General features: G+C 68.0%; 14 protein-coding genes. 4 read left to right on the top strand and 10 right to left on the bottom strand.

Features of this window, described 5'->3' with window-relative positions; translation table 11 throughout:
- Positions 1 to 14: 14 nt before the first annotated feature.
- Positions 15 to 2,327 (bottom strand): sodium-translocating pyrophosphatase, encoded by a 2,313-nt coding sequence (locus ABZX92_RS10980; protein ID WP_355556513.1) that lies wholly within the window; start codon positions 2,325 to 2,327, stop codon positions 15 to 17.
- Between the two features lie 215 nt (positions 2,328 to 2,542).
- On the opposite strand from ABZX92_RS10980, the gene ABZX92_RS10975 reads away from it, so the two are divergent.
- On the top strand, positions 2,543 to 4,840 hold the full coding sequence (locus tag ABZX92_RS10975) for a DEAD/DEAH box helicase (RefSeq protein WP_355556511.1): 2,298 nt from the start codon (positions 2,543 to 2,545) through the stop codon (positions 4,838 to 4,840).
- A 148-nt stretch (positions 4,841 to 4,988) separates the two neighbouring features.
- A complete protein-coding gene (locus tag ABZX92_RS10970; protein ID WP_355556508.1) occupies positions 4,989 to 5,756 on the top strand; it encodes an aminoglycoside adenylyltransferase domain-containing protein in 768 nt (255 codons plus the stop codon).
- A 449-nt stretch (positions 5,757 to 6,205) separates the two neighbouring features.
- On the opposite strand, the gene ABZX92_RS10965 is transcribed toward ABZX92_RS10970, so the two are convergent.
- The 8 genes from ABZX92_RS10965 to ABZX92_RS10930 form a co-directional block, all read right to left on the bottom strand.
- Positions 6,206 to 6,826: a bifunctional DNA primase/polymerase gene (locus ABZX92_RS10965; protein ID WP_355556505.1), complete on the bottom strand. Its 621-nt coding sequence runs from the start codon at positions 6,824 to 6,826 to the stop codon at positions 6,206 to 6,208.
- A gap of 197 nt (positions 6,827 to 7,023) precedes the next feature.
- Positions 7,024 to 7,449, bottom strand: coding sequence for an Rv3654c family TadE-like protein (locus ABZX92_RS10960; protein ID WP_355556502.1), 426 nt, complete (start codon positions 7,447 to 7,449; stop codon positions 7,024 to 7,026).
- Positions 7,446 to 7,745: a TadE family type IV pilus minor pilin gene (locus ABZX92_RS10955; protein WP_355556499.1), complete on the bottom strand. Its 300-nt coding sequence runs from the start codon at positions 7,743 to 7,745 to the stop codon at positions 7,446 to 7,448. Before ABZX92_RS10955 ends, ABZX92_RS10960 begins: the two co-directional genes overlap by 4 nt.
- A 10-nt stretch (positions 7,746 to 7,755) precedes the next feature.
- On the bottom strand, positions 7,756 to 7,917 hold the full coding sequence (locus tag ABZX92_RS10950; protein ID WP_355556496.1) for a DUF4244 domain-containing protein: 162 nt from the start codon (positions 7,915 to 7,917) through the stop codon (positions 7,756 to 7,758).
- Between the two features lie 19 nt (positions 7,918 to 7,936).
- The gene (locus ABZX92_RS10945) at positions 7,937 to 8,464 is read right to left on the bottom strand and encodes a type II secretion system F family protein (protein WP_355556494.1); all 528 of its coding nucleotides are present in this window, start codon (positions 8,462 to 8,464) and stop codon (positions 7,937 to 7,939) included.
- On the bottom strand, positions 8,461 to 9,231 hold the full coding sequence (locus ABZX92_RS10940; protein ID WP_355556491.1) for a type II secretion system F family protein: 771 nt from the start codon (positions 9,229 to 9,231) through the stop codon (positions 8,461 to 8,463). Before ABZX92_RS10940 ends, ABZX92_RS10945 begins: the two co-directional genes overlap by 4 nt.
- Complete coding sequence (locus tag ABZX92_RS10935) at positions 9,225 to 10,340, bottom strand: TadA family conjugal transfer-associated ATPase (RefSeq protein WP_355556488.1); 1,116 nt, start codon at positions 10,338 to 10,340, stop codon at positions 9,225 to 9,227. The genes ABZX92_RS10940 and ABZX92_RS10935 overlap by 7 nt, the downstream gene beginning before the upstream one ends.
- A complete protein-coding gene (locus tag ABZX92_RS10930; RefSeq protein ID WP_355556485.1) occupies positions 10,337 to 11,011 on the bottom strand; it encodes a hypothetical protein in 675 nt (224 codons plus the stop codon). The genes ABZX92_RS10935 and ABZX92_RS10930 overlap by 4 nt, the downstream gene beginning before the upstream one ends.
- A 657-nt stretch (positions 11,012 to 11,668) precedes the next feature.
- On the opposite strand from ABZX92_RS10930, the gene ABZX92_RS10925 reads away from it, so the two are divergent.
- Both ABZX92_RS10925 and ABZX92_RS10920 read left to right on the top strand, forming a co-directional pair.
- Positions 11,669 to 12,874 carry a DNA cytosine methyltransferase gene (locus ABZX92_RS10925; protein ID WP_355556482.1) on the top strand — a complete coding sequence of 402 codons (1,206 nt, stop codon included), beginning with the start codon at positions 11,669 to 11,671 and terminating at the stop codon, positions 12,872 to 12,874.
- A 309-nt stretch (positions 12,875 to 13,183) separates the two neighbouring features.
- Positions 13,184 to 14,407 carry a thioester domain-containing protein gene (locus ABZX92_RS10920; RefSeq protein ID WP_355556479.1) on the top strand — a complete coding sequence of 408 codons (1,224 nt, stop codon included), beginning with the start codon at positions 13,184 to 13,186 and terminating at the stop codon, positions 14,405 to 14,407.
- A gap of 9 nt (positions 14,408 to 14,416) precedes the next feature.
- On the opposite strand, the gene ABZX92_RS10915 is transcribed toward ABZX92_RS10920, so the two are convergent.
- Positions 14,417 to 14,512 (bottom strand): hypothetical protein, encoded by a 96-nt coding sequence (locus tag ABZX92_RS10915; RefSeq protein WP_355556675.1) that lies wholly within the window; start codon positions 14,510 to 14,512, stop codon positions 14,417 to 14,419.
- Positions 14,513 to 14,521: the final 9 nt, after the last annotated feature.

The raw sequence follows: 14,521 nt of genomic DNA, 5'->3' as shown, positions 1-14,521 counted from the left end.
GACCCAGGGCAGAACTACGCGGCGCCGTTGCTCACGGTCTCCGCGGGAGCGTCCGCGATCGCGGTACCGCGACGCTTCGACACGACCACCGCACCGACGATGATCAGTGCCGCGACCACGGCGATCGCGATGCGGATCGGGTCGGACGCGCTGTCACCGATGGAGAAGGTGACGATGGCCGGGGCGATCAGCACCGAGACCAGGTTCATGACCTTGATCAGCGGGTTGATGGCCGGGCCGGCCGTGTCCTTGAACGGGTCGCCGACCGTGTCGCCGATGACCGTCGCGGCGTGGGCGTCGGAGCCCTTGCCACCGTGGTTGCCGTCCTCGACCAGCTTCTTGGCGTTGTCCCAGGCACCACCGGAGTTGGCCAGGAAGACCGCCATGAGCGTGCCGGTCGCGATCGCACCGGCCAGGTAACCGGCCAGCGGGCCGACGCCGAGACCGAAGCCGACGGCGATCGGGGCGAGCACGGCCATCAGACCGGGAGTCGCCAGCTCACGCAGCGAGTCCTTGGTGCAGATGTCGACGACCTTGCCGTACTCCGGCTTCACCGAGTAGTCCATGATGCCGGGGTTCTCGCGGAACTGACGGCGCACCTCGAACACGATGGCACCGGCGGCGCGCGTCACGGCGTTGACCGCGAGGCCCGAGAACATGAACACGACGGCCGCACCGATCGCGACACCGACGAGGACGTTCGGGCTGAACACCACGTTGGTGAACGAGATCGGCAGATCGCCGGGGATGTTGCCGACCTTGATGATGGCCTGGTCGATCGCGTCCTTGTAGGAGCCGAACAGCGCCGTCGCGGCGAGCACGGCGGTCGCGATCGCGATGCCCTTGGTGATGGCCTTGGTGGTGTTGCCGACCGCGTCGAGCTCGGTGAGGATCTGCGCGCCCTCGCCGTGCACGTCACCGGACATCTCGGCGATGCCCTGCGCGTTGTCGGAGACCGGGCCGAAGGTGTCCATCGCGACGATGACGCCGACGGTCGTGAGCAGACCACAACCGGCGAGCGCGATCGCGAACAGCGCGACGACGACCGAACCGGAGAGCAGGAACGCGCCGTAGACGGCCGCACCGATGACGAGCGCGGTGTACACGGCCGATTCGAAACCGACCGAGATACCGGACAGGATCACCGTGGCCGCACCGGTCAGCGAGGTCTTGCCGACCTCCTGCACCGGCTTGTGCTCGGTGCCGGTGTAGTAGCCGGTCAGCCAGAGGATGACGCCGGCCAGCACGATGCCGATGATCACCGCGACGGACGCGATCAGCGCCGGGTTGCCGCTGGTGGACTTCACCGCGTCGCTGATGCCGTTGAGGTCCGCGAAGGAGCTCGGCAGGAACGCGAACGCCGCGATCGTGCACAGCACCGCGGAGATGACCGCGGAGATGTAGAAGGAGCGGTTGATGGCCGTGAGGCCGCTCTCGCCCGTCTTCGCGCTGGTCGTGTAGACGCCGATGACCGCGGTCAGCACGCCGATCGCGGGAACGATCAGCGGGAACAGCAGGCCCTGCGCACCGAACGCGGCGGTGCCGAGGATCAGCGACGCGACCAGCGTGACGGCGTAGGACTCGAAGAGGTCCGCGGCCATACCGGCACAGTCACCGACGTTGTCGCCCACGTTGTCCGCGATGGTGGCGGCGTTGCGGGGGTCGTCCTCCGGGATGCCCTGCTCGACCTTGCCGACCAGGTCGGCGCCGACGTCGGCGGCCTTGGTGAAGATGCCGCCACCGACACGCATGAACATCGCGAGCAGTGCGGCACCGAAACCGAAGCCCTCCAGGACCTTCGGGGCCTGACCGGCGTACACGAGCACGACGAGCGCGGCGCCGAAGAGACCGAGGCCGACCGTCGTCATACCGACCACACCACCGGTGCGGAAAGCGATGCGCATCGCCTTTTCGCGACCGCCTTCGCCTTCGTTCGCGGCGGCGGCAACACGCACGTTGGCGCGCGTGGACAACCACATGCCCAGGTAGCCGATCGTCGCCGAGAACGCGGCACCGACGATGAAGAACAACGACCTGCCGATTCGTTCGGCGAGATCGTCGGCCGGTAGCGCGAACAGCAGTACGAACACGATCACGACAAAAATGCCGAGCGTGCGGAACTGCCGGTTGAGGTAGGCCGCTGCGCCCTCCTGAACCGCCTTGGCGATGTCCTGCATCTTCGGGGTGCCCTGGCCCGCGGCCAGCACCTCCCTGAGCAGCACGTACCCGACGGCGAGAGCAGCCAGGGCGACCACGGCGACCACGGCTACGACGCCGCGATCACCCCCGGAGAGCTCGAGGCTCTCCGCGAGGAATTGCCGGGACATCCGTCCTCCTGGTGAGTTGCCATGTGCAGCGCCAAGGCAGACCAGCCGCCCAGCGCGACGTGACGCATCCCTCATTGGATGCGATGAGCGGGGAGTCTAGGGGGTACTTGCAACGGGGCAACGAAGTGTCCCGATCCGTGCACACACCGTTATCTGCGCAGGAAGTCGAGTACGGCCCAGTCAGGACTGTCGGTGGTGTATGCAAAGCTCGCCTCGTGGTGGATCAGGGACGGCGGTTGCTCGACCGCGTGTTGGCGGGAGTACCCGCCGGCGAGTCGCCTCTCACACACGCACGCGATTTGCCGTTGCGGCAGGCTGATCACGTCGAATGGCCCTCGTGGGCCGCGCCGGCGGTGGTGGCCGCCTTCACCGAGACCGGTGTGCGGGAGCCGTGGCGGCATCAGGTCGAGGCGGCTTCCCTTGCGTGGCGCGGATCACATGTAGTGCTCGCGACGGGCACCGCGTCCGGCAAGTCGCTTGCCTACCAATTGCCCGTGCTTTCCACTCTTTTGGCGGACACGAAGGCCACCGCTCTGTACCTGTCACCGACCAAAGCCCTTGGGGCGGACCAGCTCCGCTCGCTCGACGAGCTCGGCATCAAGGGCGTGCGCGCGGCGGCCTACGACGGCGACACCCCGATGGCCGAGCGCGACTGGGTCAAGGCGCACGCCAACTGGGTCTTCACCAACCCGGACATGCTGCACCGCGGAATCCTGCCGCAGCACCCGAAATGGCTGCGGTTCTTCCGCCGGCTGAAGTACGTGGTGATCGACGAGTGCCATTCCTACCGCGGCGTTTTCGGGTCGCACGTGGCGTTGTTGATGCGAAGACTTCGTCGCGTCGCGCGGAAATACGGCGCGGATCCGATCTTCGTGCTGGCATCGGCCACCGTGGCTGATCCTGCTGCTTCGGCGCAGCGTCTGCTCGGGGTGCCGGTTTCCGCTGTCGTGGACGACTTCTCGCCACGTGCGTCGCGAACGGTCGCGCTGTGGGAGCCGCCGCTGACCTCTCTGGAGGGTGAGAACGGCGCTCCGATCCGGCGGTCAGCGGGCGCGGAGACGTCGCGGATCCTCGCCGATCTCGTCGTCGAGGGCGCGCGGTCGCTCGCCTTCGTGCGATCGCGTCGTGGTGCGGAGCTGACGGCTCTCGGCACCCAGCGAATTCTGTCCGAAGTGGACAGTGAGCTGCCTGCCCGCGTGGCCGCGTACCGGGGCGGGTTCCTGCCCGAGGAGCGGCGGGCGCTGGAGAAGTCCCTGTCCACCGGCGATCTGCTGGGCGTGGCCACGACGAACGCGCTGGAGCTGGGCGTCGACATCGCCGGGCTCGACGCCGTGGTGGTGGCCGGTTTCCCGGGGACGCTGGCGTCGTTCTGGCAGCAGGCGGGTCGCGCCGGGCGGTCCGGCGACAGTGCTCTGGTGGTGTTCGTGGCGCGCGACGACCCGTTGGACACCTACCTGGTGCACAACCCGGCCGCCGTGCTGGACCGGCCGGTCGAGGCGACGGTGCTGGATCCGTTGAACCCCTATGTATTAGGGCCTCAGCTGGCGTGCGCCGCGTCCGAGCTGCCGTTGACCCCGGCCTGCCTGGACGACTTCGGCGGTCCGCTGGCCGAGTCCGTGCTGGCAGAGCTGGTGGCGGAGAAGCTGCTGCGCCGCAGGCCCGCGGGCTGGTACTGGGCGTCGCACGACAGGCCGCACGCCGGGGTGGACATCCGCGGCTCCGGCGGTGACCAGGTCGCGGTCGTGGAGTCGGACTCTGGTCGGATGCTCGGCACGGTCGACCCGGGATCCGCCTGCTGGCAGGTGCATCCCGGTGCCCTCTACCTGCATCAGGGCCGCGCTTATGTGGTCGACGAGCTCGACCTGGAGAGCGGCCTCGCGATGGTGCACCGCGAAGACCCGGAGTGGACGACGCAGCCGCGTGACTGCGTCGACATCACGGTGGTGCGCGAGGTCGAACGCGCTTCGTTCGACGGCGTGACTGTGTCGCTGGGCGAGGTGGAGGTGACCACGCAGGTCGTCGGCTACCTGCGGCGGCTGCCGTCCGGTGTGGTGCTCGACCAGATTCCGCTGGATCTCCCCGAGCAGACGCTGCAGACCCGTGCCGTCTGGTACACGGTCGACGAGTCGCTGCTGGCCGCCGCAGGTGTTGAGGGCAAACGGATCCCCGGCGCGCTGCACGCCGCCGAACACGCGGCGATCGGCCTGCTGCCGTTGTTCGCGACGTGCGACAGGTGGGACATCGGCGGCGTGTCGACCGCGGTGCACCCGGACACGGGAATGCCGACGGTCTTCGTGCACGACGGCCATCCGGGCGGCGCGGGCTTCGCGGATCGAGGGCACTCGGCGCTGCGGGCGTGGCTGTCGGCGACCCGTTCGGCGATCAGCTCGTGCTCGTGCCCGATGGGGTGCCCGTCGTGCGTGCAGTCGCCGAAGTGCGGCAACGGCAACGAGCCGCTGGACAAGGCCGGTGCCGTGCTGGTGCTCGACGTCGTGCTGGGCAAAATCGCCTGACCTGTCCGGGTTCGCCCGGCTACGGTGGCTGGGTGACCGCATGCAGCTGCAACGCAACTGACCGGACCCGTCGCGCCTAGGCGCGGCTGAGTCCGACGCTCCGCCGCGCCCGTCCTGCCTTCTGGCCACGGGTTCTTGGGAGTTTGCCTTGTTCACGCCCTTCGCTGATCTGAACGCACTGCTCGCCGACCTGGTCTCGTCGGTTCGCGAGATCCTCGGCCCCACCTACGTGGGCACGTACGTCCAGGGCTCGTTCGCCCTCGGCGCAGGTGACATCCACAGCGACTGCGACTTCATCGTCGCGTGCACGGAGCTGCCGTCCGGCTCTGCCGAGGCTGGGCTTCGGGCGTTGCACGACGAGATTCCGTTGCGGCCGGGCCACTGGTCGACGGAGATCGAAGGCTCCTACGCCGATGTCGAGTCGCTGCGCTCGGTGGACGGTCTCGGGGTTCCTTGGCTGTTCAACGACCACGGCCACCGCACGTTGATCTGGGACACCCACTGCAACTCGCCGCACGCCCGATGGATCCTGCGCAACCACGGCATCGTGCTGGACGGCCCGCCGATCACCTCGCTGGTCGACGAGGTGCCGCCAGCTGTTCTGCGCTCAACCATGCGAGCGGACTTGCCGATCCTGTGGGAGGGCATCAAGTCGTGGGCACCGATGGACGTCGCGTGGACTCAGCGCTACCTCGTCGCGCAGTACTGCCGGACGCTCTACACGCTGCACACCGCTGAGGTGACTTCCAAGCGCGGAGCTCTGGAGTGGGGGTTGAAAATGCTCGATCAGCGGTGGCACCCGCTGATCGAGCAGGTCATCAGGGACCGGGACCTCGGCTGGGACGCCGACGCTGCCCCGCGTCCGGGAAGCATGGAGCAGACGCGGGCTTTCGCGGCCTACTGCGAGCTTCTCTAGTTGTTTCGTGGGCGCGGCGGGGGCTCACGGGTACCCCCGCCGCGCTCTCCACGTGCCGAACACTGTTTTCCCGCCTGCTACCGCTTCGCGACCGGATCCCTTGGAACATCGGTGGAATCTGGTTGTTCGTCTCTGACAGGACACGCGGGAGGCGACGGTGTCGACTGTCATCGGGACGAACTCCGGGGAGGAGCCGGCTTCACCGACCGCGGCAGAGCGGGTTGCCCTGCCACTAACGTTCCTCGGTCCGGTCACTAGTGCGGGAGGCTGTCCTTCGGGGTGCGTGTTCGGCTTTTCGCCCGTTCCTCCGCGGCCCCTCAAGTGCGGGGTAGAGAGGCCGATCTTCGGATCGGGCTGGGGTGGAACGGCCGTGCAGGGCATCGTCTTCGGGGTTGTCGGGGAGAGTCCACGACGACACCCAGCACGGCCGGGCTCTTCTTTTAGTTGTGTCAGACGGCTTCGAGCTGGAAGCCGGCCGGGGCGTGCAGCGCCTCGACCAGTGCGTCCTGCACGACGTGCGCTTCAGGGAGGTTCCAGCCGCAGATCGACGGCTTGACCCTCCAGTGCACGACGCCGTGCGCCATCGGGGTGGGCGGCAGCGGGATGTACTCGCCCTTGCCGTACAGGTGGACGTCCGCGTTGTTGGCCAGCTCGGCGTTGAGCTTCGAGCCGGACTTCACCAGGAACATCCACCGGCCGGACGGGGTCGCGGCGATCGGCACGGGAACACCGATCGAGCGCAGTGCGACGGCCGCGCGGCGGCCGAGGTCGGTGCCGACCTCGATCGCGTCCACCACGTGGCCGGTCGCGACGAGCAGGCTGTAGGAACGACCGGTCCACCACGTGGCGACCTGGTCGGGACGGGTGCCGATGCGGTCCACCCAGTCGCGGTGCACCGGGATGGGGCCGTGGAGTTCGAGCCCGCTGCGGCCCGCCCACTGCGTCACGCCGTTCTCGGTACCGGCCGGATAGGTGCCGGGCAGTACGGGCCAACCGCGGTACGCGAGGCTGACGGCCTCGGCACGCAGTTCGATGCGGAAGGCCCCGCGCCAGCTATCCGACCAATCCATCTTCCGTCGCCTTCTTCCTAAGGTCTGTCTCGACATCGCCGTGGTGCCGGTGTTCTCGGGACACCGCGTCGGTGCCGCTACTACAACTAACGACACCGGCCCTGGGCTTGGTAACCCCCGCCGCGACAACTGGTAGCTACGAGACGGCGAACGCCCCTTGCGAGAACGAGCCACTGAACTCCGCGCGTTTAGTTCGATCACCGTTCAGCATGTCCCGGCGCCGGTGTGAGTCCGCTCACCGCCGGGAGACGACCGCTCGTCGCGCTCCAAACGCTTCGATCTTCGGCCGGACCTGCTCTCGACCGCGCGCTCGCCGGGCCGAACGGCGTAGCGGCCGACGCCCGCACAACCACCTCCCAACCGCTCACCTCACAGCTCTCGAGCCGCGCCCCGTTGCGTTCCGCCACGAGTTTTGCCTGCTCACAAGCAATTTCTTCGCCGTAGGGCAAACCCACCGCACCGGCGAGCGCCGCCAGATCAGCCGCACCGGTCACCCGGTGCCGCACGACGACCGCCGCCCCGATCTGCGCGCCGGTGAGCGTCACGATGATCAGCAACAACATCGCCACGACACCGCTCACCGCAGCCGAGCCGCTCTCATCACCTGGCACTTCACCGTTCATCGCGGCTCCACTGCGGCGAACGCCGACGCGCTGAGCGGCACGCCCAGCGGTCCGCGTTTAGTGACGACGACTGTTATGGCGTCTCCGTTGGTCTGGAACGCGGTGTTGGCTCCGGGTGCGATCTGGCCGACCGCTTCCTCACCGCGCTGCCGTTCACCGCGCGCCGCCAACCGCGCCGCCTCTCTCGCGGCGTCGGTGCATCGCATCTGCTCGACGACGGCGGTGAGTCCCGCGGCTGCCACTCCCATGACCGTCAGGAGCGCGCAAACGGCAATCGCCGCCTCGACCGTGGCCATGCCGCTGTCATCAGACCGCCGACAGCGCACGCTGTATCAGCCCCTGCAACATGTTCTGCATCCAGTCGCTGGTGGCGATCGCGTACAGCACCCCGGCGAGCGCGGCCACCGCGAGCGTCCCGATCGCGTATTCGACCGTGCTCATGCCGCTGTCGTCCTTCAGCAGTTCCACTTCGTTCTCCTTTGCGGTCTCAGTTGAGGAATTGATCGGCCAGGCCCAGCACCACCGGCACGACGCCGAGGCACAGGAACGCCGGCAGGAAACACAAGGCCAGCGGTGCCGCGACGGCCACTGCCGCTCGTTGTGCCTCGGCCTCGGCGCGGTCCTTCGCCTCGGCTCTGGTGCGTTCGGCGAGGTCGGCGGCTTGGCCGGCGAACGCAGCTCCTGACCGCGCGGTCCTCCTGGCGGCTCTCGCGAGCGCGGCTGTCGTCGGGTTGGCCAGGGCTTGGGCCCAGGCGGTGTCCGGGTCCGCACCGAGTGCGAGCAGTTCGGCGACCTGGCCCAGTTCCGCGATGCCGGCAGCCTTGATGGCGGTTGGTACCGGCAGCCCGGCCCTCAGGCAGGCGGCGAGGAGGTCCAGCGCCGCGGCTCTTTCGAACGGACCCTCTTTCGCGTGCTTCGTTGGCGGCGGATCGTGCGTTTGCGGTCTCAACCGGTCGATCGCCCGTCTTGGTGTTGGTGCGACGAGGATCGCCAGCGCTATCAGCACGAGGATCACGGCTCGACCTCGGTGATCCTTCTTGTCCACCACAGTCCTGCGGCGAGGAACAGCGCGCCCAGTACGAGCAAGAGCTGTCCTGCTGTGGTTTCGATCAACGTGTGGAGCGGTCGTGCGCCGCTCAGTTCGCCGAGCAGCACTCCGAACACCGGCAGCGCCGCGAGCACCGCCGCACTCGCCCTCGGCCCGGCCATGCGCGCGTGCACCTGTCTGGCGAACGCGGCCCGCTGGTCGAGATCGCGCCTGGTCGCGTCCAGGACATCCGCCAGCGCCACGCCGTGTTTCGCCGACACGTGCCACGCCTTGGCGAGCTGATCTGTCGCGGTGGTGAGGAGCGGCTGTCTCAGGTCTCTCAGAGTTCGCTCGACGTCGCCGCCCAGTCGTGCGGTGGCTGCAGCGGCTCTGAGCACTTCATCGGCCGGGGCCGGGGTGTCCTGCGCGGCACCTTCTGCCGCGCTGGCGGGGTGCGCGCCCGCTCGCAGCTCGTCGACCACACCGCCGAGTCCGTTGCTGAGCGCTTCCGTCGCCGCTCTGAGTGCCTGGCTTCGCCTGCCCTGCTTGATGATCCGGTAGATCACCGCGGCGAGGACCGCTCCGGCAACGAGTCCGCCGACGCCGGCCACGAGGTAGGTGATCGCTGCTGCAGCTGCTGGCCACAGCCATTGCGGGACAACGATTTCTCGCTTTCCCTTTGGTCTGAGCCTGCGGATCGGTTTGAGCTGCGGCCACACCAGCAGAGCTGCCGCCAGGAGCAGAAGGCTCAGCACAGCGCCCCCTTGTCGTGCCAGCCTTGCTCTCTGGTCCAGATTGGACGGACCTCAAGCCCGCTTTCGGTGCGCGTGAACCGCCCGATCTCGTTGAGGTGCCGCGCGCCGTTGTCCGCTCGGCGCATGTGCAGGACGAGCTGGACCGCTGCGACCACCTGGCTGTGCAGGGCTTGTTGATCCAGCCCCGCAAGCGCGCCGAGTGCCTCGAGCCTCGCCGGGACCTCGGCCGGCGAGTTGGCGTGCAGCGTGCCGGCGCCGCCTTCGTGGCCGGTGTTGAGCGAACTGAGGAGTTCCCTGACCTCGGCGCCTCTGACCTCACCGACGACGATCCGGTCGGGCCGCATGCGCAACGCCTCCCGCACCAGCGACCGCACGGTGATCTCGCCGGCGCCTTCGACGTTCGGCGGCCGCGCCACCAGCCGCACGAACTGCGGGTGGTCCGGGCGGAGCTCGCCCGCGTCCTCCACGCACACGACGCGTTCGGCTTCCGGGACGCACCCCAGAAGTGCCGACAGCAGCGACGTCTTGCCGGACCCGGTGCCACCGATCACCAGGAACGCCTTGCGCGTGCGGACGATCGTCCTGAGCGCTTCGGCGATCTCGGCGTCGAACGTGCCCAGCTCCTGGAGCGCCTTCAGATCGTGCGTCGCGGGCCTCAGCACGCGGAGTGAGAGGCAGGTGCTGTCCGCGATCGGTGGGAGCACCGCGTGCAGCCGGACTCCGCTGCCCGGCAACCACCCGTCGACGCACGGCGAGGCGTCGTCGAGCCGTCGGCCCGCCGCAACCGCCAGGCGTTGGGCGAGCCGGCGGACCGACTCCTCGTCGGGGAAGGCGATGTTGCTGCGGCGCAGGCCATTGGTGCCGTCGACCCACACCTGGTCCGGTGCGGTGACGAGGACGTCGGTGGTGCCGGGGTCGGCGAGCAGCGGGTCGAGCGGACCGGTGCCGCTGAACTCCTGGCGGAGAACTTGGAGGGCCTCCAAGACATCCGAGTCGGCCAGCACACCGCCCGCTTCGGAACGGACCGCGTGGGCGACGACCGCGGCGGTCATCTCCATGTCCGCGCCGGCCAGTCGATGGCGGACGCGGTCGATCAGCGCGGCGGTCATGTCGTCGCCTCCGGGGACTCGGGGCTGCGGGTGCCCTCGTCGGGGAAGGTGGTGCGGGGCAGGGTCGTGATGCCGTGGAGGCGTGCGCAGGCAGGCGCGGCGACCATGACATCGGTGGCGTCGGGTCCGGCGAACAGCAGATCCGCCGGGTCTGGGCCGCACCCCTCATGCCAGAGACCTTGGAGCGACTCCAACATCTCCTCGTAGGAGACGACGCCGGCAGTCATGTCGTCACCTCGGGACGGGTGCCCTCGTCGGAGAAGCTGATGCGACGCAGACTCTTGGTGCGGCAGAGGAGGACGTTGGGTCGGCGCGGCGATCGGGACGTTGGTGGAATCGGCGAACAACAGGTCCGCCGGGCCCGGACTGCCGAGCTCTTGGCCGAGACCTTGGAGCGCCTCCCAGGTTGTCGTCGGAAAGGCAACAGCGGCGGTCATGTGACGGCCTCCGGGGGGTTCAGAGCAGCAGGTGCCCACGCCTGGAGAGGTGATCGCGGTGAGGCGCAGGTCATTGGTGCCGTCGACTCGGACGTGAGCTGGCACCGTCGCCACGGCGTCGGCAGAGCCACGGGCGGCGAACAACAGGTCCAGCGGATCCGAACCACGCAGCTTCTGGCAGAGAACTTGGAGCGCCTCCAAGTTCTCAACGTGCGAGATGACGGCGGCAGTCATGTCACAGCCTCCGGGGACTGGGAGCGATACGCGCGCCTTCGCCAGGAACCGTGGAGCGCACACCATTGGTGCGGCCGGCCCAGAAATGAGCTGGCACCGCGGCCACGGCAGTGCCTCCGGCGGCGAACAACAGGTCCAGCGGATCCGAGCCACCCGCCTCTGACCAAGAAAGTTGGAGCGGCTCCAAGTTCTCCACATGCGAGATGACGGCGGCAGTCATGTCACAGCCTCCAGGGCTGGGAGCAACACGCGGCGTGCCAGGAGCGGTGGGGCGCAAGCCATCGGTGCAGGCGACCCGGACCTGGGCCGGCGCCGCACACCACGACGTCGGTGGTGGCTGGGCAACTGGAAGCGGAGCCGACGCGGCGGCCGACACGTCCGTGATGGGAGGAGCGGTTGGCGGGTGGGACAGCGGGCCTGGGTCGGCGGTTTCCTGGTGGAGGGCTTGGAGGGGCTCCAAGTTCTGTTTGGGGGTCATGTCGCGGCCTCGGGGCGTTGGGCGTGGCGGCCGTAGGTGATTTCGCGGCCCGTTAGGCGGAGCCAGGTCGAGGCCACGCAACGGGTCCGGCCGTTGCCACGCACGCGGCAGCTCCATAGGGCGGAAAGGTACGGGATGTCAGGGAAGGGTCCTCGGAGCCTCGCCCGTACGATCTCGTGGTGTCCTTCTCGGTGGCCGACATCTTCTCGGGTGCGGGCGGCATGAGCTTCGGCTTCCACGCCCACCGCGACTTCCGGGTCGTCGGTGCCGCTGACGCGCAGATCGGCAAGCCGTCGTCCCGCTTGGGTTCGTTGCGCTGCAACGACACGTACCGCGCGAACATCGGCGTCGACCCGCTGGAGGTCGACCTCTCGAAGGTGTCGCCGTCGGCGTTGCGCGAGGTCTGGGGCCTGCGCCGCGGCCAGCTCGACGTGCTGCTGGCGTGCCCGCCGTGCTCGGGCTTCTCCCGGATCACCGCCCAGAACCACCTGCGCGACGACCCGCGCAACTCCCTCGTGGGCCGCATCGCCGTCTACGCGGAGGAGCTGCGCCCGAAGGTCGTGCTCGTCGAGAACGCCCGCGAGCTCGTCAAAGGCAAGCAGCGCCACCACTTCGACAGCCTCGCGGAGGAGCTGACGAAGATCGGCTACTCGGTCGCGGGCGGCACGCACATGCTGTCCAAGTTCGGCCTGCCACAACTGCGCGAGCGGACGTTGATGGTGGCTGTCGACGCCGGTCTGCCGCTGCTGACCTTGGACGACCTGTGGGCGGGCCGGGTGATCCGCCCGTCCGCCATCACGGTCCGGCGGGCGATCGGCAAGCTGCCGCGGATCGAGGCGGGGCTCGCGGATGCGGAAGACCCCATTCACGTGTCGCCGACGTTTTCTCAGGACCGCAGTCTGGAAAGAATGCGTGCAATTCCCGCGAACGGCGGCTCGTGGGCGGATCTGCTCAGGTCACCGGAGACCGCGGAGTTGTTGAATCCTGCACAACGCAGGATCGTCGAAGAGCAGAACTGGGGTTCGCACCCGGACGTCTACGGCCGGATGTGGTGGGACGAACCGGCCCGAACGATCAAGCGGGAATGCGGACACGTCGGCAACGGCCGTTATGCCCACCCCGAGCAGCACCGGCTCTGCACGGTCCGCGAGATGGCCCTCTTGCAGGGCTTTCCCCGTCAGTTCCGGTTCGACGTGTCGATTCTCGGGAACGCGTACCGGCACGTCGGCGACGCCGTTCCGCCGCTCATCGCCTACCAGTTGGCGGGCCTCACCCGCTGGATTCTGACCGGGCGCCGACCGGAGCCTCGCGAGATGTGCCTGCGCGGCACTTCGCTGCGTCCCGGCGACATTCGCCCGGTGGAAGTTACCGAATTGGTGGCGTGAAGCCTGAACCGTCGGTGCAGGTCATCCGTAGCGAAACGTCTCAATTGATAACTGTTCGGCAACGAATCTAACGTCACCTGACAAAATTAATGCATCGCAGACCTATCCACTGTGGACACCCTGGGTAGCTTTCTGCTGGTCACAGGCGGTTTGTAGTGTCCCTCATACCTCACTCCATCGGGTGTAACTCGATCGGCTAGTGTCGCCGACGCTTCCTGTCGGTTCAGTGTCGATCTCGACGTGCCGACCGTCCCGGCGGGCGAATGACTTCCCACGCGATCGGGCGAACTTCAGCGAACAAGGAGACCCATGGCTTCCCGGTTGAGGATCGGCGCGGCGCTGCTGGGCGCCACCGCCCTTCTGTCCATGTCGACGCTGGCGGCGTCCGCTGACGTCATCGTCAAGCCCGTTCACCCCGACACGTACAAGAAGTACGGCTACTCGGTCACTCTCGAGCACCTGCCGACGGGCACGGAAGCCGAGCCCGAGTGGGGCACCAAGCTCATCCCGCTCACGCTGACCGAGAACGGCAAGGCGGACGTGGTCTTCGCGTACTGCGTCGAGCTGCCGACTGACCTGGACAAGAACAAGGGTCTGAAGGAAGTCGACTGGAACAAGCACCCCAACCCGAACACCAAGTTCAAGGACGAGAACGCCGGCAAGGTCTTCTGGATCCTGAACAACTCCTTCCCGACGAAGACCACGAACGACCTCGACGACCTGTACAAGGGCGACTACGACGAGGAAGAAGCGATCGCCGCCACGCAGGCCGCGATCTGGCACTTCAGCGACGGTGTCGACCTCACGGGCGCGACCTCCGGCAAGAAGGAAGCCGACGCTGACGTCGTCAAGCTCTACAAGGCGCTGATCGAGCAGGCCAAGGACCTCAAGCAGACTCCGAACGAGACGCCGAAGCTGGAGATCGACCCGGCCTCGAAGTCCGGCAAGGCGGGCGAGAAGATCGGCCCGTTCAAGGTCACCACGACCGCGACCAAGCTCGAGCTGACCGCGCAGCTGCCCGACGGTGTCACGATCACCGACAAGAACGGCACCCCGCTCACGACCGAGAAGTCGGGCGACGAGCAGAAGGCCACGGACCAGGACGACAAGATCTCCGAGTTCTACGTCAAGGTTCCGGAGAACGCCGACAAGGGCGAGGCGAAGCTGAAGGTCGCCGCTGAGGTCACCCTGGAGAAGGGCCGCCTGTTCGTCGCCCAGGACTCCAGCTACCGGACCCAGTCGCTGGTCATCGCGCAGAACACGAAGATCAAGCTCGACAAGAACGCCAAGGCCGACTGGACCAAGGCCGAGCAGACGACGACTCCGTCGACGCCGTCCTCCACGCCGGAGACCACGACTCCGACCACCACCACGACGACGCCGGCCGCCCCGGCTCCGGGTGGCAGCACTGACGACCTCGCGTCGACCGGTGCGTCGATCCTGTGGCCGCTCGTCGGTGGTCTGGCGCTCGTCGGTGCCGGTATCGGCGCCCTGTTCGTCGTGCGCCGCAAGAAGGCTGGTGCTGCTGAGTAATCAGCACCCCTAAGACGAACGCCCCCAGGGTCCGCGCACGAGGTCCACACCGGACACCATCTCGGTGACGGTGTGCTCGACCTGCAGCCGCGGGTTGACCTCCAGGAACGCGAC

This window comes from Lentzea sp. NPDC006480, assembly GCF_040611995.1.
GTDB lineage: Bacteria > Actinomycetota > Actinomycetes > Mycobacteriales > Pseudonocardiaceae > Lentzea.
This window is presented reverse-complemented; position numbering and strand designations above follow the sequence as displayed.

Bases quoted from the DNA above. Each gene is read 5' to 3' on its own strand.
- ABZX92_RS10935 (WP_355556488.1), bottom strand. From the start codon at position 10,340: ATGACCGCCGCGCTGATCGACCGCGTCCGCCATCGACTGGCCGGCGCG.
- ABZX92_RS10930 (WP_355556485.1), bottom strand. From the start codon at position 11,011: ATGACTGCCGCCGTCATCTCGCACGTTGAGAACTTGGAGGCGCTCCAA.
- ABZX92_RS10965 (WP_355556505.1), bottom strand. From the start codon at position 6,826: ATGGATTGGTCGGATAGCTGGCGCGGGGCCTTCCGCATCGAACTGCGT.
- ABZX92_RS10920 (WP_355556479.1), top strand. From the start codon at position 13,184: ATGGCTTCCCGGTTGAGGATCGGCGCGGCGCTGCTGGGCGCCACCGCC.
- ABZX92_RS10955 (WP_355556499.1), bottom strand. From the start codon at position 7,745: ATGGCCACGGTCGAGGCGGCGATTGCCGTTTGCGCGCTCCTGACGGTC.
- ABZX92_RS10980 (WP_355556513.1), bottom strand. From the start codon at position 2,327: ATGTCCCGGCAATTCCTCGCGGAGAGCCTCGAGCTCTCCGGGGGTGAT.
- ABZX92_RS10960 (WP_355556502.1), bottom strand. From the start codon at position 7,449: ATGAACGGTGAAGTGCCAGGTGATGAGAGCGGCTCGGCTGCGGTGAGC.